The 22946-nt window shown below is 72.7% G+C and carries 23 protein-coding genes, 1 tRNA gene, 1 other RNA gene and 1 pseudogene; 17 read left to right on the top strand and 9 right to left on the bottom strand.

The annotated features are described in order from the left end of the window. Positions 1-16 precede the first annotated feature (16 nt). Positions 17-328 carry a hypothetical protein gene (locus tag FA582_RS13365; protein WP_010149141.1) on the bottom strand — a complete coding sequence of 104 codons (312 nt, stop codon included), beginning with the start codon at positions 326-328 and terminating at the stop codon, positions 17-19. A gap of 24 nt (positions 329-352) precedes the next feature. On the opposite strand from FA582_RS13365, the pseudogene FA582_RS13360 reads away from it, so the two are divergent. Beyond that, a pseudogene (locus FA582_RS13360) lies at positions 353-1941 on the top strand (helicase HerA-like domain-containing protein). 420 nt (positions 1942-2361) lie between these two features. Here FA582_RS13360 and FA582_RS13355 read toward each other — a convergent pair. Then, positions 2362-2449: transfer RNA gene (locus FA582_RS13355), tRNA-Ser, on the bottom strand. A 279-nt stretch (positions 2450-2728) separates the two neighbouring features. On the opposite strand from FA582_RS13355, the gene ffs reads away from it, so the two are divergent. The 3 genes from ffs to FA582_RS13340 all read left to right on the top strand — a co-directional run bounded on the left by ffs (position 2729) and on the right by FA582_RS13340 (position 4528). Further along, an RNA gene (gene ffs / locus FA582_RS13350) (signal recognition particle sRNA small type) lies at positions 2729-2825 on the top strand. A 75-nt stretch (positions 2826-2900) separates the two neighbouring features. After that, positions 2901-4142: an arginine deiminase gene (locus FA582_RS13345; RefSeq protein WP_010148939.1), complete on the top strand. Its 1242-nt coding sequence runs from the start codon at positions 2901-2903 to the stop codon at positions 4140-4142. Further along, positions 4142-4528: a sterol carrier family protein gene (locus FA582_RS13340; protein WP_010148940.1), complete on the top strand. Its 387-nt coding sequence runs from the start codon at positions 4142-4144 to the stop codon at positions 4526-4528. The genes FA582_RS13345 and FA582_RS13340 overlap by 1 nt, the downstream gene beginning before the upstream one ends. 24 nt (positions 4529-4552) lie before the next feature. Here FA582_RS13340 and FA582_RS13335 read toward each other — a convergent pair whose 3' ends face one another. Continuing rightward, positions 4553-5161: a winged helix-turn-helix domain-containing protein gene (locus FA582_RS13335; protein WP_010148941.1), complete on the bottom strand. Its 609-nt coding sequence runs from the start codon at positions 5159-5161 to the stop codon at positions 4553-4555. A gap of 70 nt (positions 5162-5231) precedes the next feature. Between FA582_RS13335 and FA582_RS17245 the strand changes: the two genes are divergently transcribed. From FA582_RS17245 to purM, 8 genes are all read left to right on the top strand, one after another. Next, positions 5232-5795, top strand: a complete 564-nt coding sequence (locus FA582_RS17245; protein ID WP_238705445.1) for an MFS transporter — start codon at positions 5232-5234, stop codon at positions 5793-5795. Further along, positions 5702-6514 carry an MFS transporter gene (locus FA582_RS17240; RefSeq protein ID WP_238705444.1) on the top strand — a complete coding sequence of 271 codons (813 nt, stop codon included), beginning with the start codon at positions 5702-5704 and terminating at the stop codon, positions 6512-6514. The genes FA582_RS17245 and FA582_RS17240 overlap by 94 nt, the downstream gene beginning before the upstream one ends. 138 nt (positions 6515-6652) lie before the next feature. Next, positions 6653-8083, top strand: a complete 1431-nt coding sequence (locus FA582_RS13325; protein WP_010148944.1) for a cell wall-binding repeat-containing protein — start codon at positions 6653-6655, stop codon at positions 8081-8083. 88 nt (positions 8084-8171) lie between these two features. After that, entirely contained in the window at positions 8172-8426 is a 255-nt protein-coding gene (locus FA582_RS13320; RefSeq protein WP_010148945.1) for a hypothetical protein, read from the top strand. An 8-nt stretch (positions 8427-8434) separates the two neighbouring features. After that, on the top strand, positions 8435-8650 hold the full coding sequence (locus FA582_RS13315) for a hypothetical protein (RefSeq protein WP_010148946.1): 216 nt from the start codon (positions 8435-8437) through the stop codon (positions 8648-8650). A gap of 60 nt (positions 8651-8710) precedes the next feature. Continuing rightward, on the top strand, positions 8711-10291 hold the full coding sequence (gene purF, locus FA582_RS13310) for an amidophosphoribosyltransferase (protein ID WP_010148947.1): 1581 nt from the start codon (positions 8711-8713) through the stop codon (positions 10289-10291). A 91-nt stretch (positions 10292-10382) separates the two neighbouring features. Beyond that, on the top strand, positions 10383-10979 hold the full coding sequence (locus FA582_RS13305; RefSeq protein WP_010148948.1) for a sunset domain-containing protein: 597 nt from the start codon (positions 10383-10385) through the stop codon (positions 10977-10979). A gap of 107 nt (positions 10980-11086) precedes the next feature. Next, on the top strand, positions 11087-12196 hold the full coding sequence (gene purM, locus FA582_RS13300; protein ID WP_010148949.1) for a phosphoribosylformylglycinamidine cyclo-ligase: 1110 nt from the start codon (positions 11087-11089) through the stop codon (positions 12194-12196). Positions 12197-12213: 17 nt separating this feature from the next. Here the strand turns inward: purM and FA582_RS13295 are convergent, their stop codons facing one another. From FA582_RS13295 to FA582_RS13285, 3 genes are all read right to left on the bottom strand, one after another. Continuing rightward, positions 12214-12744: a hypothetical protein gene (locus FA582_RS13295; RefSeq protein WP_010148950.1), complete on the bottom strand. Its 531-nt coding sequence runs from the start codon at positions 12742-12744 to the stop codon at positions 12214-12216. 61 nt (positions 12745-12805) lie between these two features. Continuing rightward, the gene (locus FA582_RS13290) at positions 12806-13054 is read right to left on the bottom strand and encodes a DUF3073 domain-containing protein (protein ID WP_010148951.1); all 249 of its coding nucleotides are present in this window, start codon (positions 13052-13054) and stop codon (positions 12806-12808) included. A 140-nt stretch (positions 13055-13194) separates the two neighbouring features. Beyond that, positions 13195-13887, bottom strand: a complete 693-nt coding sequence (locus FA582_RS13285) for a copper resistance CopC family protein (RefSeq protein ID WP_010148953.1) — start codon at positions 13885-13887, stop codon at positions 13195-13197. 54 nt (positions 13888-13941) lie between these two features. Between FA582_RS13285 and FA582_RS13280 the strand changes: the two genes are divergently transcribed. The 4 genes from FA582_RS13280 to FA582_RS13265 all read left to right on the top strand — a co-directional run bounded on the left by FA582_RS13280 (position 13942) and on the right by FA582_RS13265 (position 18410). Then, complete coding sequence (locus FA582_RS13280; RefSeq protein ID WP_010148954.1) at positions 13942-14571, top strand: IMPACT family protein; 630 nt, start codon at positions 13942-13944, stop codon at positions 14569-14571. A 101-nt stretch (positions 14572-14672) separates the two neighbouring features. Next, positions 14673-16112 (top strand): GntP family permease, encoded by a 1440-nt coding sequence (locus tag FA582_RS13275; protein WP_010148955.1) that lies wholly within the window; start codon positions 14673-14675, stop codon positions 16110-16112. Next, positions 16109-16636 (top strand): gluconokinase, GntK/IdnK-type, encoded by a 528-nt coding sequence (locus FA582_RS13270; RefSeq protein WP_010148956.1) that lies wholly within the window; start codon positions 16109-16111, stop codon positions 16634-16636. Before FA582_RS13275 ends, FA582_RS13270 begins: the two co-directional genes overlap by 4 nt. Positions 16637-16661: 25 nt before the next feature. Beyond that, on the top strand, positions 16662-18410 hold the full coding sequence (locus tag FA582_RS13265) for an alpha-glucosidase (RefSeq protein ID WP_010148957.1): 1749 nt from the start codon (positions 16662-16664) through the stop codon (positions 18408-18410). A gap of 42 nt (positions 18411-18452) precedes the next feature. Here FA582_RS13265 and FA582_RS13260 read toward each other — a convergent pair whose 3' ends face one another. The 3 genes from FA582_RS13260 to FA582_RS13250 all read right to left on the bottom strand — a co-directional run bounded on the left by FA582_RS13260 (position 18453) and on the right by FA582_RS13250 (position 21591). Then, positions 18453-19679 (bottom strand): amidohydrolase family protein, encoded by a 1227-nt coding sequence (locus FA582_RS13260; RefSeq protein ID WP_010148958.1) that lies wholly within the window; start codon positions 19677-19679, stop codon positions 18453-18455. A gap of 72 nt (positions 19680-19751) precedes the next feature. Continuing rightward, positions 19752-21119 (bottom strand): SPFH domain-containing protein, encoded by a 1368-nt coding sequence (locus FA582_RS13255; RefSeq protein ID WP_010148959.1) that lies wholly within the window; start codon positions 21117-21119, stop codon positions 19752-19754. A gap of 52 nt (positions 21120-21171) precedes the next feature. Continuing rightward, entirely contained in the window at positions 21172-21591 is a 420-nt protein-coding gene (locus tag FA582_RS13250) for an NfeD family protein (RefSeq protein WP_158640880.1), read from the bottom strand. Positions 21592-21780: 189 nt separating this feature from the next. Between FA582_RS13250 and FA582_RS13245 the strand changes: the two genes are divergently transcribed. Then, positions 21781-22935 carry a hypothetical protein gene (locus tag FA582_RS13245; protein ID WP_141567738.1) on the top strand — a complete coding sequence of 385 codons (1155 nt, stop codon included), beginning with the start codon at positions 21781-21783 and terminating at the stop codon, positions 22933-22935. Positions 22936-22946 lie beyond the last annotated feature (11 nt).

Genomic DNA, 22946 nt, shown 5'->3' with positions numbered 1-22946 from the left:
TTCCGACCGGAGCAGGCTAGCGACTCGGCGCGGTGTCGAGGTCGAGGACACGCCCGTGGACCGCGGGCCGACCCTGCAGGGCCGCCCTCAGCGCCCGGTGCAGGCCGTCCTCGAGGTAGAGCTCGTCCTGCCACTTCACCACATGGCAGAAGATGTCGCCGTAGAAGGTGGAGTCCGAGGCCAGCAGCGCCCGCAGGTCGAGCTGGGATCGCACCGTGACGAGCTCGTCGAGGCGCAGCATCCGCGGCGGGAGGTGGGCCCAGTCCCCGGGCTCGTCCAGGCCGTGCGGGGGGTAGGGCCGCTCGTCGCCCACGCCCTTGAAGATCATGCGGCGCAGTCTAGAGTCTGAAGGGTGAGCGAGCAGAGCAGCCAGATCGACCTCATCCGCGAGGGCTACACCTTCACCGACCCCAGCATCGTGCTCGGTGGCGCCGTCGGTGCCGACGGCGACGCGGTGGTGAGCGAGGCCGTCGTCCGGCTGCCGCTCGCCTCGATGAACCGGCACGGCCTCGTCGCCGGGGCGACGGGCACCGGCAAGACCGTGACGCTCCAGGTGCTCGCCGAGCAGCTCTCCGACGCGGGGGTGCCGGTCTTCCTCTCCGACATCAAGGGCGACCTCACCGGCCTCGCGACCCCCGCCGCCGGGGGCGGCAAGGTCGAGGAGCGCATGGGTGAGCTGGGGCAGGAGTGGACGGGCGCGGCATACCCCGTCGAGCTGCTCAACCTCGGCGGCCACGGCGTCGGCAACCCGGTGCGCGCGACCATCACGGCCTTCGGCCCGACCCTGCTGTCCAAGGTGCTCCAGCTCAACAAGACGCAGGAGTCGAGCCTCGGCCTCATCTTCTACTGGGCCGACCAGCAGGGTCTGGCGCTGCTCGACCTCAAGGACCTCGTCGCGGTGACTCAGCACCTCATCTCGGACGAGGGCAAGGAGGACCTCAAGGGACTGGGTGGGCTCGCGACCTCCACCGCGGGCGTCATCCTGCGCGAGCTCATCGCGCTGTCCGCGGCCGGGGGCGACGTGTTCTTCGGTGAGCCGGAGTTCGAGACCGCCGACCTGCTGCGCACGACCGCCGACGGCAAGGGCGTCATCTCGCTGCGAGCTGCCCGGGTGTGCAGGACAAGCCGGTGCTCTTCTCGACCTTCCTCATGTGGCTGCTCGCCGAGCTCTTCCAGGACCTGCCGGAGGTCGGCAACCCGGACAAGCCCAAGCTCGTCTTCTTCTTCGACGAGGCGCACCTGCTCTTCGACGACGCGTCCGACGCCTTCCTCGACGCCGTGGAGCAGGCGGTGCGGCTCATCCGGTCCAAGGGGGTCGGGGTGTTCTTCGTCACCCAGACGCCCAAGGACGTGCCCGACGCGGTGCTCGCCCAGCTCGGCAACCGGGTCCAGCACGCGCTGCGCGCGCATACGCCCAACGACGCCAAGGCGCTCAAGGCGACCGTGTCGACCTTCCCGACCAGCGACTACGACCTCGCCGAGGTGCTCACCTCGCTGCGCACCGGCGAGGCGGTCGTGACTGTGCTGTCCGAGGAGGGTTCCCCCACCCCGGTGGCGCGCACCATGCTCCGGGCCCCGCAAGGCCAGATCGGCCCCTCGGAGGAGTCCGTCGTCCGGGCGACCGTCGCCGGCTCCGCCCTGTCGAGCAAGTATGCCGACCCGCTCGACCGCGAGTCCGCGCAGGAGATGCTCGCCGCCCGGATGGAGGCGGCGAGCAAGGCAGCCGCCGAGGCCGACGCGGCGCAGGCCGCAGCGCAGGAGCAGGCGGCCCGGGAGAAGCAGGCCTCGACCGCCTCCCGTGGCGGGCGGTCCCGCGACGCCGACCAGGGGATGGTCGAGCAGGTCGTCTCCTCCACCGCCTTCCGGTCCATGCTGCGCTCGGCCGGCACCGTCATCGGCCGGGAGATCACCCGCTCCATCTTCGGCACGCGGCGCCGCTGAGGGGCGAGCTCGGGTCCGGCCTGTTCGTGCCGGTCGCGGCGACAGTGCTGGTCGGGCGGGTCGAGCTCGGATCGGTCCCGACGCACCGAGGCTTGTGCCCCTCGGCGTCACACGTGTCGCTCCTGCCACGACCTGCCAGGACATCAGGCTGTGCGCGCTGCATGTCCTGAATCCGCCCTGCGCACGGCCGGTTGTCCTGGCACCGAGGGGCAGATGTGGCGCCTGGGACAGCCGAGGTATGCCGTGTCGGCCCAGGCCGGGTGTCGACGGGCACGGCCGAGCGAGCGTGGCCCTGCCGCGGGCGCGGCGCTCGCCGACCGGCGCGGGTGCGGCATACCGGACGTCAGTAGGGCGGAGGGCAGCGGACAGCCCCCGGACGCGAGGCGTCCGGGGGCTGTCGCCGTCCTGCAGTCAGGACCGTGGCGGAGGATGGGGGATTTGAACCCCCGAGGGTTTTATCCCAACACGATTTCCAATCGTGCGCACTAGGCCGCTATGCGAATCCTCCGCCGACGAGGATACCCGAGCGGCTGGACGGACCAAAACCGCGCCAGCGCCTCGTCACTTGCAGCCCTCCCTGTCGATCAGCGACCATCTGCGGCGCTCGGTGGGGCTGGGAGCGACCATCTGCGGCGCTCGGTGGTGCCGGGGACGACCATGTGCGGCGCTCGGTGGGGGCGGGGGCGACCATCTGCGGCGCTCGGTGGGGCCGGGGACGACCATGTGCGGCGCTCGGTGGGAAGGGCAGCGGGTTGGAGGGGGGTGCGGTCAGCGCTTAGACTCATCCCCGGACCCCTCGTGCGGTGGTACCTCGGTGAACTCCCCCAGGGCAGGAATGCAGCAAGGGCAACCGGGCTCTTCCAGGTGCGCGAGGGGTTCTTCATGTCCCGGGCCGCTGGGCCCCGGCGGGCCCGCCGCGCGTGGCAGGATGTCCGCACCCTCTGTCGAAAGGACACGCCATGCCGCTGCACGTGGGATCCGAGGTCGGCCGGCTGCGTCAGGTCATCGTGCACCGCCCCGGGCTGGAGATGCACCGCCTGACCCCGGACAACAAGGAGCGCTACCTCTTCGACGAGATCCTCTGGGTGGAGAAGGCTCAGGAGGAGCACGACTACTTCGTCCAGATCATGCGCGAGCGTGGTGTGACCGTGCACCACTTCGACGCGCTGCTGCGCGAGGCGCTGGGGGTGCCGGAGGCCCGCGCGCACGTCCTCGACCACAGTCTCGACGAGCGGCACGTCGGCCCGCAGGCCGCCGAGGAGCTCCGCGCGATGTTCGAGGGCATGGACGACGCCGAGCTCGCCACCCACCTCATCGGCGGGATCACCAAGGCCGAGGTGCTCGAGCGGATCGGCAGCCCCAACTCGGTCGTCATCGACCAGTTCGGCCAGCACGACTCGGTGCTCGCGCCGCTGCCCAACCACCTCTTCACCCGCGACACCTCCGCCTGGGCCTACAGCGGCGTCGCCGTCAACTCCATGCACAAGAAGGCGCGGCGCCGCGAGACGGTGCACTACGACGCGATCTACCGCTACCACCCGATGTTCGCCCAGGCCGGTATGCAGTGGTGGAGCCACGGCGTGGACGACGGCCCCGCGACCGCCGAGGGCGGCGACATCCTCATCCCGGGCAACGGCATGGTGCTCGTCGGGTTGTCCGAGCGGACCACCGCGATGGGGGTCGAGCGGCTGGCACGCCGCATGCTCGCCTCCGGTCAGGCCGAGCGGGTCGTGGCGCTCGACATGCCCAAGGCGCGGGCGGTCATGCACCTCGACACGGTGATGACGATGGTCGACGAGCAGACCTTCACCCGTTACCTCGGGCTGCCCGACCTCACTTCCTGGACGATCACCGCGGGGGAGGAGGACCCGGCCTCCGGTGAGCTGCAGCTCGTCATCGAGCGCCACGAGCCGGCGCAGATGGAGCAGGTCATCGCCCGCGGGCTCGGCGTCGACCGGCTGCGCGTCCTCGCCGCCGAGCAGGACCCCCGCGCCGCCGCGCGCGAGCAGTGGGACGACGGGTGCAACGTGCTCGCCCTGGAACCCGGCGTGGTCGTGGGCTACCAGCGCAACACCGTCACCAACGCCTACCTGCGCGAGCAGGGGGTCGAGGTCCTCGAGATCGACGGCTCGGAGCTGGGCCGCGGCCGCGGCGGCCCCCGTTGCATGTCCTGCCCCATCGAGCGCGACCCGCTCACCTGATGCCCGCCCGTCGACGCGTCGACCTCGCCGCCGGCGAGCAGGCGGTCGCCGCGTGGGAGGCCGCCCGGTCCACGGGGGAGGAGGGCGAGGCACCGGAGGTGTCCCGGCAGCAGCTCGCCACCGCCGTGCGCTACCTCGTGGAGGAGCTCGTCGAGCGCGCCCCCGGACGCTCGGTCGAGGTGCGGATCCCGCCGTATGCCGCGGCCCAGGTCATCGAGGGCCCTCGGCACACCCGCGGGACCCCCACCAACGTCATCGAGACCGACCCGCAGACGTGGCTGGAGCTCGCGACCGGCCGCACGACCTGGGCCGAGGCGACGGCGAGCGGCGCGGTGCGGGCCTCGGGGCAGCGGGCCGACCTCACGGCATACCTGCCGCTGCGCTGAGGCGCCGACGTCGTCTGACCCCGCCTACTCCTCCGCAGTCTGCTCCTGCGGGAGCGGGAAGGCGTACTGGTAGATCTTCACCGTGCGGCGTCCGTCGTCACCGTGGTCCGCGCGGGCCTCTCGGGCCCGGTCGAGGTGCTCGCGCATGACGGCGGCCACGGCCATCGTCATCGACTCCAGCTCCTCGGCGGTCATCGGTAGGGTCACCTCGTTGCTGCTCGCGACCGCCACCCACTGCGGGTCCTCGTGCTCGCTGCGGCGCAACCACTCCTGCAGCCGCTCGGCGCGGACGCTCAGCTGATGCTGCTCGACCACCTGCAGGGTGCTGCGAGCGGTGCGATCCTCCTCCAGGACGTCGGGGGTGAAAGAGAAGCCGGCCGCGATCCACCAGCGCTCGCGTGCGGTACCCCTTCCGCTGTCCTCCTCGACGAGACCGTGCCGTTCCAGCTGGCGGAGGTGATAGCTGGTCTGGCCGGTGCTCTCGCCCATGGCTCGGGCCAGCATCGACGCCGTTGCGGCACCGTGGTCCTTGAGGTGGTCGTACATCCGCATGCGCAGGGGATGGGCGAAGGCCTTGAGGGTCGCGGCGTCGACCTGGCGCGCGGCCAGGGGTGAGGGTTTGCGCTCGTGCATGATGCAGAGATACCTTTGCAAAGAATCGTTTGCATAGAACTGTCTGCACTCACTCTAGGGGAGTCTCTCGATGACGACGAGCACCGCGACCGCGCGCCGCGACATACCCTTGGGTCGCCCCTTCGGCGCCCACCTCGGTGCCGTCGGCCTGGCCAACCTCGCCGACGGGGTCGTCCAGATCGGGGTGCCCCTCCTGGCCGTGACCCTGACCCGATCGCCCCTGCTCATGGGGGTGCTCACGGCGGCGGTCTGGCTCCCGTGGCTGGTCTGCGGCATCCCCGCCGGGATGCTCGTGGACCGCTGGGACCGACGCCGCACGATGCTCGTGGCCCTGGGGCTCCGGGCCGTCCTGCTGGGTGGAGCTGCGGCCGTGGCACTCACCGATCGGCTGACCATCTGGGTGCTGGTCGGGCTCGCGCTGGGCTACGGCATCACCGAGGTGTTCACCGACCTCGCCGCCGCGGCGCAGGTGCCCGCGCTCGTCGGGCGGGCGGCCGGCCCCTGCGCCGCGCGAACGCCCGGCTCCTGGCGGTGGAGCAGGTGTGCAACGGGTTCGTCGGCCCACCGCTCGCGGGCGTGCTCGTCGCGCTGGGGGCCGCGTGGCTCGTCGGGTCCTCCGCGGCCGTCGTGGTGAGTGCCGTCCTCGTGCTCGCCCTCGGGCTCCGCGGCCGCCACGTCGCTGCAGGTCGGGAGGTCGAGAGCGTCGGCTCCCGGTGGTCCGAGCTCACCTCGGGGATGCGGGTCCTGTGGCGCCACCCCGTCCTGCGCCCGCTGGCCATCGCCGCCGGGCTGTGGAACTTCGCCTCCACAGCGTTCGGGGCGGTCCTCATCCTGTGGTTGGTCGGGCCGGAGTCCGTGGGCGGGCTCTCCCCCCAGCTGTTCTCCCTCGTCATGGTGGTGCTGCCGGCCGGTGCGCTGCTGGGCAGCATGGTCGCGAGCCGGATCATCGAGCGCTTCTCGGAGATGTCGGTGCTGGTGGCCTGCTGGGGGCTCAACGCGGTCTTCAACCTGGCCCCGCTCCTATGGCCCTCGGCCTGGGGACTGGCGCTCTTCCTCCTGGCGGCCGGCCCGCTCGGGGTCGTCGGCAACATCGTCTCCGGCTCGCTCCGGCCCCGTCTGGTGGCCGGGCACCAGCTCGGTCGGGTCGGTGGTGCATCGCGGGTGCTCGTCTTCGGTGCGATGCCCCTCGGCGCGCTGGTGGGCGGGCAGGTGGCGGCGCTCGCGGGCATACCTGTGGTCCTGGCCGGCGTCCCCGCGGTGATGCTCCTCGCGACCGTGCTCGTCGCCGTCACCGTGCCGCAGGCGTCGGTCGACGCCCACGTGCTGGCCCCGGAGCCGGAGCCGGTCGGCTGAGGCCGCGGACACCGGGGTCCTCCCCGCCGATGTATCCCGGTCGAGCCGGTGTGCTCTTCACCCCTGACGTCACCGCGGAGGCGAGGGACCTCCCGGCGTCACCGGCCGGCGACGGCCGGCCCGTGAAGGAGACCGACCATGACCACCACGACCAACCCACGCCGCAGGCCGGGGGTCGCCGCAGGGGCGGCGCTCGCGCTCGGCACCACGGTGCTCGCCGGCGCCGTACCGGCCTTCGCCGCGACGCTCGGCGACTACGAGATCAGCGGGGTGCAGTTCGTCAACGACGACTGCAGCCGCAACGAGTACGCCATCGACGCCAGCATCACCGGCACCACCGACGACATCGCGGGTTTCGACCGCGTGGAGTTCCAGGTGTGGGACGACGGCACGCTCAAGGACAGCCGCACCCTTGAGGTCGAGGTCGGCACCACGCGTGACGTCCACGCCTTCCTCTCCTTCGTCGGGTTCTACGGCAGCGGCGCCCCCGGCGTCGGCATCGTCATCAACGACGTGGACGCTGCCGGCGCCGTCGTCGGCACGCTCGACGTCGTCGACCCCTTCTTCCCCGACGACGTCGACGGGCCGTGCACCTTCGACGTCGAGCGCATCGGCGGACCGACCCGGATCGAGACCGCGGCGATGCTCTCGGAGCAGAAGTTCGTCATGGCAGACACCGCCGTGATCGCCACGTCCAAGACCTACCCCGACGCCCTCGCGGCCGCGCCGTGGGCCGCCCAGCTGGGCGCCCCGCTGCTGCTCACCCAGCCCGGCGGGCTGCCGCCGGCGACGGCCGCCGAGCTCACCCGCCTCATGCCCGACGAGGTCTTCGTCGTCGGTGGGGCCGGTGCGGTGAGCCAGGCCGTCCTCGACGACGTCCAGGCCACGCTGCCGGGAGCCACGGTCGAGCGGGTCTCGGGGCCCGACCGTTACGCCACGGCGGGGGAGATCGCCCAGCGCGTCGTGCAGGACAGCAGCGCCGAGCTCTTCGTCGCCTCCGGCCAGGACTTCCCGGACGCCCTCGTGCTCAGCGCCCTCGCGGCCCGGCACCAGGCACCGCTCGTGCTCGTCAAGCAGGACGGCGTGCCGCCGTCGACCGCCACCGCCGTCGCGACGCTCACCTTCGACGACGTCCACGCCGCCGGTGGCACGAGCGTGCTCTCCGACGAGGTGCTGGACGACGTCTCGCTCGGGATGCCGTGGGTCCGCTACAGCGGCCCGACGCGGTATGACACTGCTGAGGCCGTGCTGCAGCAGTTCCCGGCCGAGGGCAAGGTCATGGTCGCCACCGGCCAGGACTTCCCCGACAGCCTCACCTCGGTGCCCGTCGCGGCCCGGACCGGGGCCGGGGTGGCGCTGACCCGCCCGGACGCCGTCCCGGCCGGGGTGCTGGCCGAGATCGACCGCCTCGTCGACGGCTTCTCCTACCCGCTCATCACCATCGTCGGTGGGGAGGGGGCGGTGCACGCCTCGGTGGAGACCCAGCTGCTCGGCCTCGTGGCCGCTCTGGCCGACCCCGCGCAGCGGTCCACCGGCGGGCTGACCGAGCGCAACATCGGTCAGGAGTGATCCTGGCGGCACCGGTCCCGTGACCGGCCACCGGCGCGGCAGCCACCCGGCTGCCGCGCCGGTCCGCGTCCTGACGGATACTGGTGGGGTGGCACGCTCCGACGACACGACCGACCCCGCCCGGCTCTCGGTGCACCGACGCCCCCGCCTGAGCCGGTTCCTCGTCGTGGGCGCGCTCCTCGGCTTCGTCGCCGGAGCCGTCGTCTCGCTCCTCGGTCCGGACGCCCCGGGCAGCAGCGCCGGCCAGGAGGTCATCCTGCTGGGAGCCACCGGCGCCGCCTTCGCCGCGCTGGCCGCCGCGATCGTCTACCTCCTCCTCGACCGTCGCAGCGAGCGCGGCTGACCCGCGCCGTGGCCTACCGTCAGCCCCACCTGGTGCGTTTCCTGGCCACCGGTGCCGTCGTGGGCGCGGTGATCGCGGTCCTCGTCGCGGCGCTGGGGCGGGACGTGCCCTACGTCAACGGCCTCGAGGAGTACCTCCTCTTCGTCCTCATCGGGGGTGGCGCGGGCCTCGCGGTCGGGGCGGTGGCCTACCTCGTCGCAGACCGCCCGCGCCTCGGCTCCTGAGTCCTCCGGGCGCCGCCGGGAGCGGTGCGCGGCCCTCCCGGACTGTGGGACCATGGGCCCGTGGCTCGCGCTGACGGACAGCTCTCGCACGACCTCCTGCCCGGCGAGCGCCTGCCCCAGGACGCCTGTGGCGTCTTCGGGGTGTGGGCGCCCGGAGAGGAGGTCGCCAAACTCACCTACTACGGCCTCTACGCCCTGCAGCACCGCGGCCAGGAGGCCGCCGGGATCGCCACCAGCGACGGTCAGCGGCTCGTGGTCTACAAGGACGTCGGGCTGGTCAGCCAGGTCTTCGACGAGTCGGCGCTCGCGTCCTTGCAGGGCCACCTCGCCGTCGGCCACTGCCGCTACTCCACGACCGGGCGCAACTCCTGGCAGAACGCCCAGCCCACCCTCGGGGGCACGAGCGACGGCACCGTCGCGCTGGCCCACAACGGCAACCTCATCAACACCTCCGAGCTGCGGGACGTCCTGCGCGAGATGCTCGGCGGCGACCTCGCCCGCTCGACCGGGGAGGTGGGCCGCGGCAACACCACGGACACCGCGATCGTCACCGGCATGCTCACCGCCGACCCGGACCTGTCGCTGGAGGAGGCCGCGATGCGGGTGCTCCCGCAGCTCCGTGGCGCCTTCTCGCTGGTCTTCTGCGACGAGACCACCCTGTATGCCGCTCGCGACCCGCAGGCGGTCCGCCCCCTCGTGCTCGGCCGGTTGGAGCGCGGCTGGGTCGTGGCGTCCGAGACGGCCGCCCTCGACATCGTCGGGGCCTCGGTGGTGCGGGAGGTCGAACCCGGCGAGCTCATCGCGATCGACGCCGGCGGTCTGCGCTCGCGCCGGTTCGCGGAGGCCGAGCCGAAGCGGTGCGTCTTCGAGTGGGTCTACCTCGCGCGGCCGGACACCACGATCGCCGGACGGGAGGTCTACGACTCCCGGGTCGAGATGGGCCGCGCCCTGGCCCGGGAGCACCCGGTCGAGGCGGACATGGTCATGCCGACCCCGGAGTCGGGCACGCCCGCCGCGATCGGGTATGCCGAGGAGTCCGGCATCCCCTACGGCCAGGGGCTGGTCAAGAACGCCTATGTCGGGCGGACCTTCATCGCGCCCAGCCAGACGATCCGCCAGCTCGGGATCCGGCTCAAGCTCAACCCGCTGCGTGACGTCATCAAGGGCAAGCGGCTGGTCGTCGTCGACGACTCCATCGTGCGCGGCAACACCCAGCGGGCGCTGGTCCGGATGCTGCGCGAGGCCGGGGCGGCCGAGGTGCACGTGCGGATCTCCTCCCCGCCGGTGCGGTGGCCCTGCTTCTACGGCATCGACTTCGCGACCCGGGCCGAGCTCATCGCCACGGGCCTGTCGCCGGAGGACATCTGTGCCTCCCTGGGCGCCGACTCGCTGGGCTACATCTCGACGGAGGGCATGATCGCCGCCACCGAGCAGCCCCGCGCCTCCCTGTGCACGGCCTGCTTCACCGGCGACTACCCCATCGAGCTCCCGCGGGAGGACCAGCTCGGCAAGGACGTCCTGGAGCTGCAGTTCCCGGTGCGCACCGCCGGGGCCGACCCGACCGACGTGGGCACCCTCGACATGGACAACGTGCAGCTGTCGGCGGGCGCCGGCGGTGGCGAGGCGGTCCGCCGACCCTGAGCGCGTGGCTGCCGGTTCGTCATGCGGCCCGGGGCGCGCGGGTCTAGCGTGCTGCGGATCACCGCAGGACCGAGCGAAGGGTGGCGCCACGATGGGCGAGCACGACAACGAGCACGAGCACGACAACGAGCACGAGCACGGCAGTGAGCAGGACGAGAGCGCCGAGCACACCGACAGCACCGAGCACACCGACCGCGAGGCGCACACCGGCAGTGGTGAGCACACCGACCGCGAGGCGCAGGATGCCCCCGGCGACAGCCGGGAGGAGTCCGAGGAGGAGACCCGCCGCCGTCAGGAGGAGTTCGCGCGCGAGCACGACCCGGCCGACCACGACGTGGCGGCCGGCCAGGAGTTCCGCCAGGAGGGCGACTGGGTGGCCGACGGCGGCGCGGAGCCGCAGCAGCTGGAGACCGACCAGTCGATGCTCGCCGCGACCGGCTCGGCGGCCGGGTCCGCGGATGGATCCTCGGACGGTGACGACGAGGAGATCCGCGACGGAGGTCACGGCTGGGGCTCGGCGGCCCCTCGCTCCGACGGGGGCACCCCGGAGGGCCACCCGGTCAAGGCGTGGCACGACACGATGACCTACGTGCTGCCCGACGAGGAGGGCTACGACGCCGCGCCCCACGAGTGCTTCGTGGACGCGGGCGCGGCCGAGGGCGCCGGCTTCCGGCACGCCCACGGCTGAGCCGCGAGGGACGAAGGGCCGAGCCGGACGGGCCGCGCTCACGGAGGGGGCGGCAGGCGGCATACCCTGGGTGTGCCCACCTGCCCCCCTGCCCGAGGGAACCTCCGATGAGCGACCAGCCGATCACCTATGCCAGCGCCGGTGTCGACGTGCACGCGGGCGACCGCGCCGTCGAGCTGATGAAGGAGTCCGTGCGGCGCGCCCAGCGGCCCGAGGTGCTCGGTGGGCTGGGCGGGTTCGCGGGGATGTTCGACGCGTCCGCGCTGCGGGGCATGCGCCGGCCGGTGCTCGCGACCTCGACCGACGGGGTGGGGACCAAGGTGGCGATCGCCCAGGCGATGGGCGTCCACGACACCATCGGCCAGGACCTCGTCGGCATGGTCGTCGACGACATCGTGGTCAGCGGCGCCGAGCCGTTGTTCATGACCGACTACATCGCCTGCGGCAAGGTCGTCCCGGAGCGGATCGCCGCCATCGTCTCGGGCATCGCGCGCGGCTGCGAGCTGGCGGGGGTCGCCCTGGTCGGTGGCGAGACCGCCGAGCACCCCGGCCTGCTCGACCCGCAGGAGTATGACGTGGCGGGCGCTGCGACCGGCGTCGTCGAGCACGACGCGGTGCTGGGTCCGCAGCGCGTCACCGACGGCGACGTCGTCCTCGCGCTGGCCAGCTCGGGCCTGCACAGCAACGGCTACTCGCTCGTGCGTCGCGTGGTCGGAGCGGCCGGGTGGGGCTGGGACCGGGAGGTGCCCGAGCTCGGCCGCACCCTGGGCGAGGAGTGCCTGGAGCCCACCCGCATCTACACCCGGCCGCTGCTCGAGCTCGTCCGCGACCTGGGCCCCGGACTGCACGCCCTCTCGCACGTGACGGGTGGCGGGCTGGCCGCCAACCTGGCCCGCGTGCTGCCGGCCGGGATGCTCGCGACGGTGGAGCGGGACTGGGCGCTGCCGCCGGTCTTCACGCTCGTGCAGGAGCTGGGTCAGGTGCCGCTGGCCGACCTCGAGCAGACCCTCAACATGGGCGTCGGGTTCGTCGCCGTGCTGGCGCCGCAGGAGGCCGACCGGGCGGTCGCGTCGCTGGAGGCGGCCGGCATACCGACCTGGCCCGTCGGCACCGTCCGCCGTGCCGGGGCGGAGGAGCTCACCGGGCCCGACGTGGTGCAGGGCGCTAAGGGCGTCGACGGGGGAGCCGTGCGCCTCGTGGGTGACTACCGGCGCTGAGCCGGCGGTGCCGCGGGTCAGCGGGTCGGCGTGATGAGGACCCAGTACTCCTTGGGCCCGCGGCCGCCGATGAAGCCGCCCCACCGGACGTCGGCGGAGTCGCCGGTGAGGGCCGTGCGCACCCGCTCGTTGGTGGGCTCGGCGATGACGATCGTCTCCGCCGGGTCCTCCAGGACGAGCTGCACGCTGTGCTCGGGGGAGTTGACCGCCCACTCGTCCCAGGACAGCAACGAACCCTCCGTGCGGTCCGGCTCCACCGGCTCCTCGCCCCGCATGAGCACCATCGACATCGCCTCCGCTGGGGCAGGCTCGCAGCCGGCCGCGGTGACGTCGGCCCACGAGGCGTCCTCGGCGAGAGGCTCGGCGCACTGGCGCACCTCGTAGGTGACGGTGTCGATGTCGTTGTAGACCCGCCACGAGGCGTAGAAGGTGAGCGGCAGCGCCGCAGCGAGGATGGGAAGCACCCACCACTTGCTGCGAGGGCCTCGACCGGTGACGGTCGAGCGCTCATCGGTCCAGCGGGCCTCGTGCCGACTCCGCGTGCTCATCCTTCGCCCCTCTGCTCAGCCCTGCCCTGATGGGCGGCTCCCGCGTCGGGAAGACTGGTGGTCAACGGTGTCCGCCGGCCGCCCAGGAGCCGTACTCACCATCCTCGTCGTCCGCCGCGTAGGCGGAGTAGGGGTCATCCTCCTCGTCGGGCTCCTCCTCGGGCTCGTCATCCGACGGCGGGGAGTAGTCGAACTCTCCGCGCGTGGAGTGAAGCTCCCGCTCGAGTGCCGAAAGGTCGGTGTCGGGGGCTGAATACTTCAGCTTCCGTGCAACCTTGATCTGCTTTGCCTTGGCCCGGCCGCGCCCCATGGCGTGACCCCCTTGTATCGAGTCTGCCGGAGCGGCATCGCTGGCTGATCGCTCAGGTCGCGGAGCCGGCCCGGGGATGTGTGTATTCCGTGGCCTTACGGTACATCAGAGGGGCTCCGCCTCCCGCATCGGCACAGGCGTCAGCGGTGGCTGCGGCTCCACGTCCGGCCCAGCAGGACGAGCAGTCCGGCGGCTCCCACGGCCACCAGTGCCCATGCCCACGGGGGTATGCCGGACGGCTCCTGCGCGCTCGCGTCCGCGGAGGCCCCGGCAGTCTCCTCGTCGGCGGTGTCCTGGCCTGCTGCGTCGTCCTCGGACGTCGGCTCGGGCGACGGCTCCTCGACCGGCTCCTCGTCGGTGGGGTCGGTCTCGGAGGTGGCCTCGGCAGCGGACTCCTCGGCCTCGGTCGTCTCCTCCGCGGCGCCCGCGTCGCTGGTCGACTCCTCGGCCGGGTCCTCCTGCGCGGCGCCGGTCACGGTGAAGCCGAACTCCCCGGAGATCGGGTGCCCGTCCTCGCTGGTCACCCGCCAGGCCACGGCATACTCCCCGTCACCGAGGTCGTCGACCAGGTCCTGGGTCACCTCGGGGCCCTCCACGACCGGCTCCCCCTCGAGCACCGAGCTGCCGTCGGGTGCGGTCACCGCCACGGCAGCCCCGACGTCGGCGATCTCGCCGCTGAAGGTCAGCGTGAGATCCTCGAGGTCCCCGGCCTCGACGGTGGCGCCGTCCTGCGGCGTGGTGCCGGTGAGCTCGTCGTGGGCCTGGGCCGAGATGGGCGCGAGGACCAGGCCGAGGGAGGCCAGGAGGGCGGGGGCGAGGCGTCGTGAGGACATGTCGGCGAGTGTAGGAGAGACGCCTGGGCGGCATACCCTGCCCGGGTGGAGCCGATGACCTTCCGAACCCTCGACGCACCCGTGGTGGTGCGCACCGAGGAGAAGCGGTCGGTCTTCGAGTGCTGGCTGCGGCGGGTCGACGACGAGGACGCCGCGCGGGCGGTCGTCGAGGAGGCCCGCAGCGTCCTCTGGGACGCCGGGCACCACTGCTCGGCCTTCGTCCTGGGCCCCGACGGGGCGACCGTGCGCAGCAACGACGACGGCGAGCCCGCAGGCACGGCCGGTATGCCGATGCTCGAGGTGCTCACCCACGCGGGGGTGAGCGACGTGGTCGCCGTCGTCAGCCGCTGGTTCGGCGGCACCAAGCTCGGCACGGGCGGGCTGGCCCGCGCCTACTCCGGGGCCGTGCGCGCCGCGCTGGACGAGGCGCGGCTGCTCACCCGGGTGCGGGTGCGGGAGGTGGACGTGCGGGTGGGCCACGAGGTCGCGGGCCGGCTGGAGCACGACCTGCGCGCCCGGGGAGTCGGCATCAGCGGCACGACCTACGGTCAGCAGGTCACGTTGCGGCTCCAGGTGCCCCTCGCCGACGCCGAGACCCTGCCCGACCTGCTGGCCGAGCTCACCGGCGGGGCCGCCGAGCCGGTGCCCGGCACCACGAGCGAGGGCTGGGTCGACCTGGCCTGACCGCACGCCGCTGCCCGCCGGTGCGCGGGGAGGCCACGACGACGGCGGTCTCGGGCTACGGTGGGCCGGACGACGACGACGCCGACCCCGGGGAGGCCCTCATGGAGCCGATGGATCCTGTCTACGGAGCAGGCACCCTGCTCACCATTGCGGCGGTCGCCGTCGCGGTCCTGCTGTTCCTCATCATCAAGCTGCGGATGCACGCCTTCGTGGCGCTCGTCACGGTCAGCCTCCTCACCGGTCTCGCGGCGGGCATCCCGTTCGGCGAGCTGGCCGGGGTCGCGACGAGCTTCTTCGGCACCACCCTGGGCTCGGTGGCGCTCCTCGTCGGCCTCGGGGCGATGATCGGCCGCCTCCTGGAGGTCACCGGTGGGGCGCAGGTGCTCGCCGACACCCTCATCAACCGCTTCGGCGAGCAGCGCGCACCCTTCGCCCTCGGCATCGCGGCCCTGCTCTTCGGCATACCCATCTTCTTCGACGCCGGGCTCGTCGTCTTCCTGCCGATCATCTTCTCCGTCGCCCGCCGCTTCGGCGGGTCGGTGCTGCTGTACGCCATCCCCGCCGCCGGCGCCTTCGCCGCCATGCACGCGATCGTGCCGCCGCACCCCGGCCCGGTCACGGCCGCGACCGAGCTCGGGGGGTCCATCGGGCTGAGCATGCTCATCGGGATCCCCGCGGCCTTCGTCGCGTGGTACGTCGGCGTCTACCTCTTCACCACCGCGTATGCCGGCAAGGTCATGGTGCCGATCAACGACACCATGCTGCGGGGCACCGTGTCGGGCGAGGCCTCCGACCTCGACGACGGCGACCACGACGCGCGGGCCGAGCGGATCGCGCGAGGTGAGGAGCAGGTGGCGCCGCCGTCCTTCGGTCTCGTCCTCGGCCTGCTGCTCCTGCCCTTCGCCCTCATCGCGCTCAACACCGGTATCGGCACGCTGCGCTCGGCCGAGGTGCTCGGCGACAGCGGGGTCCTGGACGCGCTCGTGTTCATCGGGCAGACGCCGGTCGCGCTGCTCATTACGCTGCTCGTCACGACCTACGTCCTCGGGACCAAGGGCCGCTCGCTCGCGACCGTCGAGAGCCTGCTCAACGACGCCCTCGGGCCGATCTGCGCGATCATCCTCATCACCGGCGCGGGCGGGATGTTCGGCGGGGTGCTGCGCTACTCCGGCATCGGCGCCGCGCTCTCCGAGAGCCTCGCCGACCTCGGTCTGCCCCTCATCGTCTCCGCCTTCCTCATCGCCACCCTCCTGCGCGTCGCGCAGGGCTCGGCGACCGTGGCGCTCACGACGACCGCGGGTCTCATCTCCGCCGCCGTCACCGCCGAGGGGCTCTCCGACCTCAAGATCGCCTGCCTCGTGCTGGCCATCGCCGCCGGTGCCACCGTGCTGTCCCACGTCAACGACTCCGGGTTCTGGCTGGTCAGCAGGTTCTTCGGGATGGACGTCAAGACGACGCTGCGCACCTGGACCGTCATGGAGACCACGCTCGGACTGGCCATCTTCGTCATCGCCGCCGGGCTGTGGGTGGTCGTGCCGTGACGCCGCTGCCGGACCCGGCGGCCCAGCCGCTGCACCTCGTCGTCATGGGGGTGTCCGGCACGGGCAAGTCCACCATCGCGCAGGCCCTTCACGCCCGGCTCGGCTGGGAGTTCGCCGAGGGTGACGAGTTCCACCCCCAGGCCAATGTCGACAAGATGGCCAGCGGGCGACCGCTCATGGACGAGGACCGCTGGCCCTGGCTGGAGGCGCTCGCGGCGTGGACCGCCGAGCGCGATGCCGCGGGCACCCCCACGCTGCTCACCTGCTCGGCGCTGCGGCGGTCCTACCGCGACCTGCTCCGCAGGGGTGGTGCGGGCACGTGGTTCGTGCACCTCGTGGGGGACAAGGGCCTGCTGCTGGAGCGGATGAGCTCGCGGGAGCACTTCATGCCGCCGTCCCTGCTGGAGTCCCAGCTGGACACCCTCGAGCCGCTGGAGGCCGACGAGCGCGGCGCGGTCTACGACGTCGCCAACCCCCCGGAGCGCCTGGCCCGGATGGTGCTGGCTCAGCTCGACCTGGACTGAGGTCGGCAACCCTAGGATCGCGGGTATGCCGTTCCCCCTCGAGCAACCTCTGCCGCGCGACTGGTGGACCTCCGCCGTCGTCTACCAGATCTATCCGCGCAGCTTCGCCGACAGCGACGGCGACGGGATCGGCGACCTGCGCGGCATCCTCGACCACCTCGACCATCTCGAGCACCTCGGGGTCGATGTCGTCTGGCTGAGCCCGGTCTACCGCAGCCCGCAGGACGACAACGGCTACGACATCAGCGACTACCAGGACGTCGACCCCACCTTCGGGAGCCTCGCCGACCTCGACGAGCTCATCGAGGCGCTGCACGCCCGCGGGATCCGGCTCGTCATGGACCTCGTGGTCAACCACACGAGCGATGAGCACCCGTGGTTCCAGGACAGCCGCAGCGCGCCGACCTCAGAGCGCCGCGACTGGTACTGGTGGCGGCCGCCGCGCGAGGGGCATACCGGGGGAGAGCCCGGCGCGGAGCCCAACGACTGGCGCTCCTTCTTCTCCGGCCCGGCATGGGAGTGGGACGCGGCGAGCGGGGAGTACTACCTGCACCTCTTCAGCCGCAAGCAGCCCGACCTCAACTGGGAGAACCCGCAGGTGCGCGAGGCGGTCTACGCCATGATGCGCTGGTGGCTGGACCGCGGGGTCGACGGCTTCCGGATGGACGTCATCAACCTCATCTCCAAGCCCGAGGGGCTGCCCGACGGCACCTCCTTCACCCTCGTCGCCGACGGGCCCCGGGTGCACGAGTTCCTCGCCGAGATGCACGAGCAGGTCTTCGCCGCGCACCCGCGGGCCTTCCTCACCGTCGGTGAGATGCCCGGCGTCACCACCCACGACGCCCGCCTCTACACCGACCCCGCGCGGCGCGAGGTCGACATGGTCTTCCAGTTCGAGCACGTCGACCTGGGGATCGGGCCGGGCGGGAAGTTCGACCGGCGGCCGGTGACGATGCCGCAGCTGCGCGAGAGCCTCATGGGCTGGCAGGTCGCGCTCGCCGACGTCGGCTGGAACTCGCTCTACTGGGACAACCACGACCAGCCACGCGCGGTGAGCCGCTTCGGCGACGACGACCCGGCGTGGCGCGAGCGCTCGGCGAAGACGCTGGCCAGCGTCCTGCACACGCTGCGCGGGACCCCCTACGTCTACCAGGGGGAGGAGCTGGGGATGACGAACTCACCCTTCGCGGTCCTCACCGACTTCCGGGACATCGAGGCGCTCAACCACGTCGCCGAGCAGGAGGGTGGTGGTGTGGGGTTCGAGACGGTGCTGCCGGGGCTGCTCGAGGTGGGCCGCGACAACGCCCGCACGCCGGTCCAATGGGACGCCAAGCCGGGCGCGGGCTTCACCACGGGCGAGCCCTGGATCGGGATCAACCCCAACCATGCACAGGTCAACGCCGCCGCCCAGGTGGGGGATCCGGGCTCGGTGCTGGAGCACTACCGGGCGCTCATCGCGCTGCGGCACGCGGAGCCGGTCATCGCCCGCGGGTCGGTCACCCCGCTGGCGATGGACCACCCGGACCTCTGGGCCGTCGAGCGCGAGCTCGACGGGGTCGTGGTCCGCACCTTCGCCGCCTTCACCCGGGAGCCGGTCGCGGTGCCGGGCGAGCTCGTCGAGGGCTGGCAAGACGCGGAGGTGGTGCTGGCGACCTCGCCGGAGGCCGCCGACCTGCTGCGCTCGCAGGCCCTGCTGCCGGGGTGGGAGTCCGTGGTCCTGCGCCGGGGAGTGCGGTCGGCTGACAGCGACCTTCATCGCCCTCCGGAGCAATGAGGGTCCCTGTTTCCTGACCGCACCCCTGGCTCGAGGGCCGGATCAGGCCAGGGTGAGCCCCTCGGCGACGACGCGGCCGCGGTGCAGGACGGTGCGCTCGGGTGAGCGGTCCATCACGGCCGAGGTCGGCGTCTCGCCCGCGACGAGCACCAGGTCGGCCCGGTCGCCCGGGGCCAGGCCCGGCCGGTCGGTGACGCCGGAGAGCCGGGCCAGGTCGTGGTCCATGATGCTCGCCCCGCCGCGGGTGGCGACCGCGAGGGCGTGCTCGACGAGGTCGTCGGCGCGGAACCCGTGGGTGAAGGCCAGCTGCCACGTGCGGTCGAGCATGTCGGCGTTGCCGTAGGGCGACCAGTAGTCGCGCTGCCCGTCCTCACCGAGCCCCACCCGCACCCCGGCCTCCGCGAGCCCGGTCAGCGGGAGGGTCTGACGCCCGCCGGGAGCCACCGTCGCGGTCGCCACGTCGAGCTCGGCGAAGCGCTCGATGAGCCCCCTCGTCTGCGACTCGGTGCCGTCCCACAGGCCGTAGCCGTGCGAGATCAGCACCTGGCCCTGCATCCCCAGGGCGGCGGTGCGCTCGAGGATGAGGTCGGCGGAGAAGCGCCCGAGCTCGCCGGTCTCGTGCAGGTGGATGTCGACGGGCACGGCATACCGCTCCGCCAGGCCGAAGACGAGGTCGAGGTGGCGCACCGGGTCGCGGTCGAGGGTGCACGGGTCGATCCCGCCGACGACGTCGGCCCCGGCGCGCAGGGCGTCCTCCAGCACCTGCGCCGAGCCCTCCTCGCGCAGCAGCCCTGCCTGCGGGAAGGCGATGACCTGCACCTCGGCGCGCTCGCGGTGGGTCTCCCGCGCGGCGAGCACCGCCTCCAGCCGCTCCAGCCCGCAGTCGACGTCGACCTGGGCGAAGGACCGGACCCGGGTGGTGCCGCGGGCGATCATCAGCTCCAGGGTGTGGGCGACGCGCTCGGGGAGGGGGATCTCGGCGTCCCGCCAGTGCTGGCGGTCGTTGAGCATCATCGTCCACACCCCGGGCCCGCCGGTATGCGGTCGGAAGGGCAGCCCGAGCCGGGTCGAGTCGAGGTGCACGTGGACGTCGGCGAAGGCGGGCAGCAGGAGCCGGCCGCGACCTTGCACCTCCGTGTCCGACGACGAGCCGTCGGAGTCCGTCGTGGGGGAGCCCGGCGGGCGAGGGCATACCTCGGCGATGAGCTCGCCGTCCAGTCGCACGTCGCTGCTCGGGCCGCCCCACGGGCGCACGTCACGGATCCACATGGCCGACACACTACGAGCGGGGCACGACACCGTGGTGTCGTGCCCCGCTCGTGGTGGTTCAGGTGCCGGCGCTCAGCTCTGGTCGTCCCGCTTCCAGGGCTGGCCCTCACCCTCCGGGCGGTCCCACGGCTGGGCGTCACGCTCGCGCGGGGCGTCGGCCGGAGCCTGCTCGGGCGCGGAGTCCGCCTGCTGACCCAGGTCGGGCGAGACCTGCTCGGGCTGCTGGAGCTCACCGAGCTGGCCCTGCTCGTCGGAGCGGTGGGCGCCGGAGCGGTCGGCATCGCCGCCCGGAGCGGCCTGGCGGTCCGCGTCCCCACCCGGCGCTGCCGCGCGACGGGCCTTGTCGGCCGCCTCGGCGATGGCGGCGTCGGCATTCTGCTTGGAGCGCTTGCGGGTCGAGATCTCCGCGTCGCGGGTCGCGCCCTCGGCCTCCTCACGCGCCCGGCGCAGCGCCTCGCGGGGGTCCTCGAGCATCGGGGCGTCCACCCCGAGGTCGATGTCGCCGACCTCGGAGCTGATCCCGCTCGACGGGGCGTCCAGGCCCGCGGTGTCGGGGCCCTTGCCGCCGCCGAGCGCGTTGCCGATGCCGGCGAGGGCAGCGGTGAGCTCGGTCGGGACGACCCACATCTGGTTGGAGTCGCCCTTGGCGATCTCGGGCAGCATCTGGAGGTACTGGTAGGCCAGCAGCTTGCTGTCCGGGTTGCCCTTGTGGATGGCGTCGAAGACCTGCAGGATCGCGCGGGCCTCACCCTGGGACTCCAGGATCGCCGACTGAGCGGCGCCCTCGGCCCGCAGGATCTGGGCCTGCTTCTCACCCTCGGCGGTGAGGATCTGGCTGCCCTTGACGCCCTCGGCGTTGAGGATGGCCGCGCGACGGTCGCGCTCGGCGCGCATCTGCTTCTCCATCGAGTCCTGCACGCTGGCGGGCGGATCGATCGCCTTGAGCTCGACCCGGTTGACCCGGATGCCCCAGCGGCCGGTCGCCTCGTCGAGCACCCCGCGCAGCTGGCCGTTGATCATGTCGCGGCTGGTCAGCGTCTGCTCCAGGTCGAGGGAGCCGATGACGTTGCGCAGCGTGGTGACGGTGAGCTGCTCGATGCCCTGGATGTAGTTGGCGATCTCGTAGGTCGCCGCCTTGGGGTCGGTCGGCTGGAAGTAGATGACCGTGTCGATCGAGACGACGAGGTTGTCGCTGGTGATGACCGGCTGCGGCGGGAAGCTCACGACCTGCTCGCGCAGGTCGACCACCGAACGGGGCCGGTCGACGAAGGGCACGAGGAAGTGCAGCCCGGCGTCGAGGGTGCGGTCGTACTTGCCGAGCCGCTCCACGATGACGCTGGTCGCCTGCGGCACGATGCGGATCGCCCGGGCGACGGCCACGACGACGAAGAGTGCCAGCAGGAGGACGACGGCCCAGACGATGACGTTGATGGGTTCCATCAGGATTCTCCTTGGTTGGTGGTGCTCGAGGTATGCCGCGCGGCGAGCGGTGTCAGTCCCGCGGCGGGTCGAGATCGAAGGGCTTGTCCTCGGGCGTGGACGCGGTGACGACGGCGGTCGCGCCGTCGATCCGGACCACGGTCACGAGGTCGCCCGCGGCGAAGGTCTGACCCTCCAGCTCAGCGCGTGCCGTCCAGCTCTCGCCGCGCAGCTTGACCAGGCCGGCGCGGTCGGAGACCGCCTCCAGCACGGTCGCGGTCTGGCCGATGTTGCCCTCCATGCCGATCTTGCCGCCCTTGCCCTCCAGCCGGAGGTACTTCAGGGCGACCGGGCGCAGCGCGAAGACGAACAGCCCGGACGCGACGGCGAAGAGCAGCACCTGCCAGATGAGGCCGAGGCCGGTGCCGGCGACGATCGCCGCGACGAGCGCGCCGAGGGCCAGCATGAGGAAGAGCAGGTCGAGGGTCGTCATCTCGACGATCCCGAACGCGAGCGCGGCACCGATCCACCACAGCCATTGTGGAGAGTCTCGTAGCCAGTCAGGCATCCTGGGCTCCTTTCCCCTGGTATCACGACCCTATCTGGTGGACGCGTCAGCAGGCCGGGCGGTTCCCCGGTCGCCTGGCCCGCCACGATCGGGTCGCGGTGCAGACTGTGCCTCGTGAGACGACCCGCCCCCGCCGCGATGGCCGCGCTGCTGCTGGCCCCACCCCTGCTCGCCGCCTGCACGATCACGAGCGACACGGTGCAGGACGAGGCGGTCACCACCGGCTCCTCCGCCGCCCGGTCGACGGCGGGCGTGACGTCATCCCCGCCGGAGGGCGCCACGGCGACGCGCCCCGTGCCCGCCCCCACCCCGCAGGACCCGGGCCCGGCCGCAGCCGCGCTCGCGCTGGCGCCGGTGGACACGGCATACCTCACCGTGACGGACTGGGCGGCGATCAAGGAACGCCTCGGGGCGGGCGGGCTCACGAGCGAGAGCCTGCAGACCGACACCCTGGAGTTCTGGCGGTCGGTGGGGTCGAGCACGGTGCTGCTCACCGATGGTGCGCTGCGCGGGGAGAACAGCCGGCTGCGGCTGCGCCACGGCCTCACCCAGGACGACGTGCTCTGGGAGGTGCGGTGGGCGGGCGAGTCCGGCGGGGAAGGAGACGGCCTCGCGCTCCGGCTCCGCGACGACCTCGACCTGGCCGGGCTCCGCCGGGCGGTGGCCGAGGAGGTGCCGGGCGTCGCCGGTGCCGAGGTGGTGGCGGGCGAGCAGCTGCTCCTGCGGGGCGCCGCGGGGCCGGAGGGTGCCCTGGCCGCCTCGGAGCCGATGGCTGCGCTGCTGGACGGGGAGGCGGCGGAGTCCCGGCTCGCGGCCCCGGGCTGCCTGTCGTGGCTGACCGCGCTGGGGGTCGACGCCGACGTCGAGGAGCAGGAGGCGGTGGTCGCCGGGGCGGCCGTGGAGGACCTGCTGGAGCCCCAGGCGTGGGGTATGTCGTTCACCGGCCGGTCCGCCACCCTCACCGTCGTGCATGGCGAAGGGCTGGAGCAGGAGGCCGTCGAGGCCGACGCCGCGGCCCGGGTGGCGCTCGCCGAGGGCTGGCCGACGACGGAGGGCGTGGGCTGGGTCGACGCCTTCGGCCTGCCGCGCGGGCTGGCCGAGGGGTCGGACGCGGGTTACGTCGTGGCCGAGCAGGGCGGCCGGGTCGTCACGACGATCGACTACCGCGTCCTCAACCCCACGGCCGCCGCCGGGGTGGCCCTGGCCGGGCTGGTGCCAGGTGCCGTCTGCGCCGAGGTGGACTGGCTGGCCGAGCCCACCGGCCTCTGAGGGCAGTCCGC

The organism is Serinicoccus profundi (assembly GCF_008001015.1).
GTDB classification, from domain to species: domain Bacteria; phylum Actinomycetota; class Actinomycetes; order Actinomycetales; family Dermatophilaceae; genus Ornithinicoccus; species Ornithinicoccus profundi.
The sequence above is the reverse complement of the archived record's forward strand: the minus strand, read 5'-3'. Positions and strand labels throughout refer to the sequence as shown.

Coding starts and splice junctions, on each gene's coding strand:
- FA582_RS13325 (WP_010148944.1), top strand. CDS start 6,653: ATGACCACCACGACCAACCCACGCCGCAGGCCGGGGGTCGCCGCAGGG.
- FA582_RS13305 (WP_010148948.1), top strand. CDS start 10,383: ATGGGCGAGCACGACAACGAGCACGAGCACGACAACGAGCACGAGCAC.
- FA582_RS13250 (WP_158640880.1), bottom strand. CDS start 21,591: ATGACGACCCTCGACCTGCTCTTCCTCATGCTGGCCCTCGGCGCGCTC.
- FA582_RS13295 (WP_010148950.1), bottom strand. CDS start 12,744: ATGAGCACGCGGAGTCGGCACGAGGCCCGCTGGACCGATGAGCGCTCG.
- FA582_RS13285 (WP_010148953.1), bottom strand. CDS start 13,887: ATGTCCTCACGACGCCTCGCCCCCGCCCTCCTGGCCTCCCTCGGCCTG.
- FA582_RS13255 (WP_010148959.1), bottom strand. CDS start 21,119: ATGGAACCCATCAACGTCATCGTCTGGGCCGTCGTCCTCCTGCTGGCA.
- FA582_RS13335 (WP_010148941.1), bottom strand. CDS start 5,161: ATGCACGAGCGCAAACCCTCACCCCTGGCCGCGCGCCAGGTCGACGCC.
- FA582_RS13365 (WP_010149141.1), bottom strand. CDS start 328: ATGATCTTCAAGGGCGTGGGCGACGAGCGGCCCTACCCCCCGCACGGC.
- FA582_RS13265 (WP_010148957.1), top strand. CDS start 16,662: ATGCCGTTCCCCCTCGAGCAACCTCTGCCGCGCGACTGGTGGACCTCC.
- purM (WP_010148949.1), top strand. CDS start 11,087: ATGAGCGACCAGCCGATCACCTATGCCAGCGCCGGTGTCGACGTGCAC.
- FA582_RS13345 (WP_010148939.1), top strand. CDS start 2,901: ATGCCGCTGCACGTGGGATCCGAGGTCGGCCGGCTGCGTCAGGTCATC.
- FA582_RS13340 (WP_010148940.1), top strand. CDS start 4,142: ATGCCCGCCCGTCGACGCGTCGACCTCGCCGCCGGCGAGCAGGCGGTC.
- FA582_RS13280 (WP_010148954.1), top strand. CDS start 13,942: ATGACCTTCCGAACCCTCGACGCACCCGTGGTGGTGCGCACCGAGGAG.
- FA582_RS13290 (WP_010148951.1), bottom strand. CDS start 13,054: ATGGGGCGCGGCCGGGCCAAGGCAAAGCAGATCAAGGTTGCACGGAAG.
- FA582_RS17245 (WP_238705445.1), top strand. CDS start 5,232: ATGACGACGAGCACCGCGACCGCGCGCCGCGACATACCCTTGGGTCGC.
- FA582_RS13275 (WP_010148955.1), top strand. CDS start 14,673: ATGGAGCCGATGGATCCTGTCTACGGAGCAGGCACCCTGCTCACCATT.
- FA582_RS13260 (WP_010148958.1), bottom strand. CDS start 19,679: ATGTGGATCCGTGACGTGCGCCCGTGGGGCGGCCCGAGCAGCGACGTG.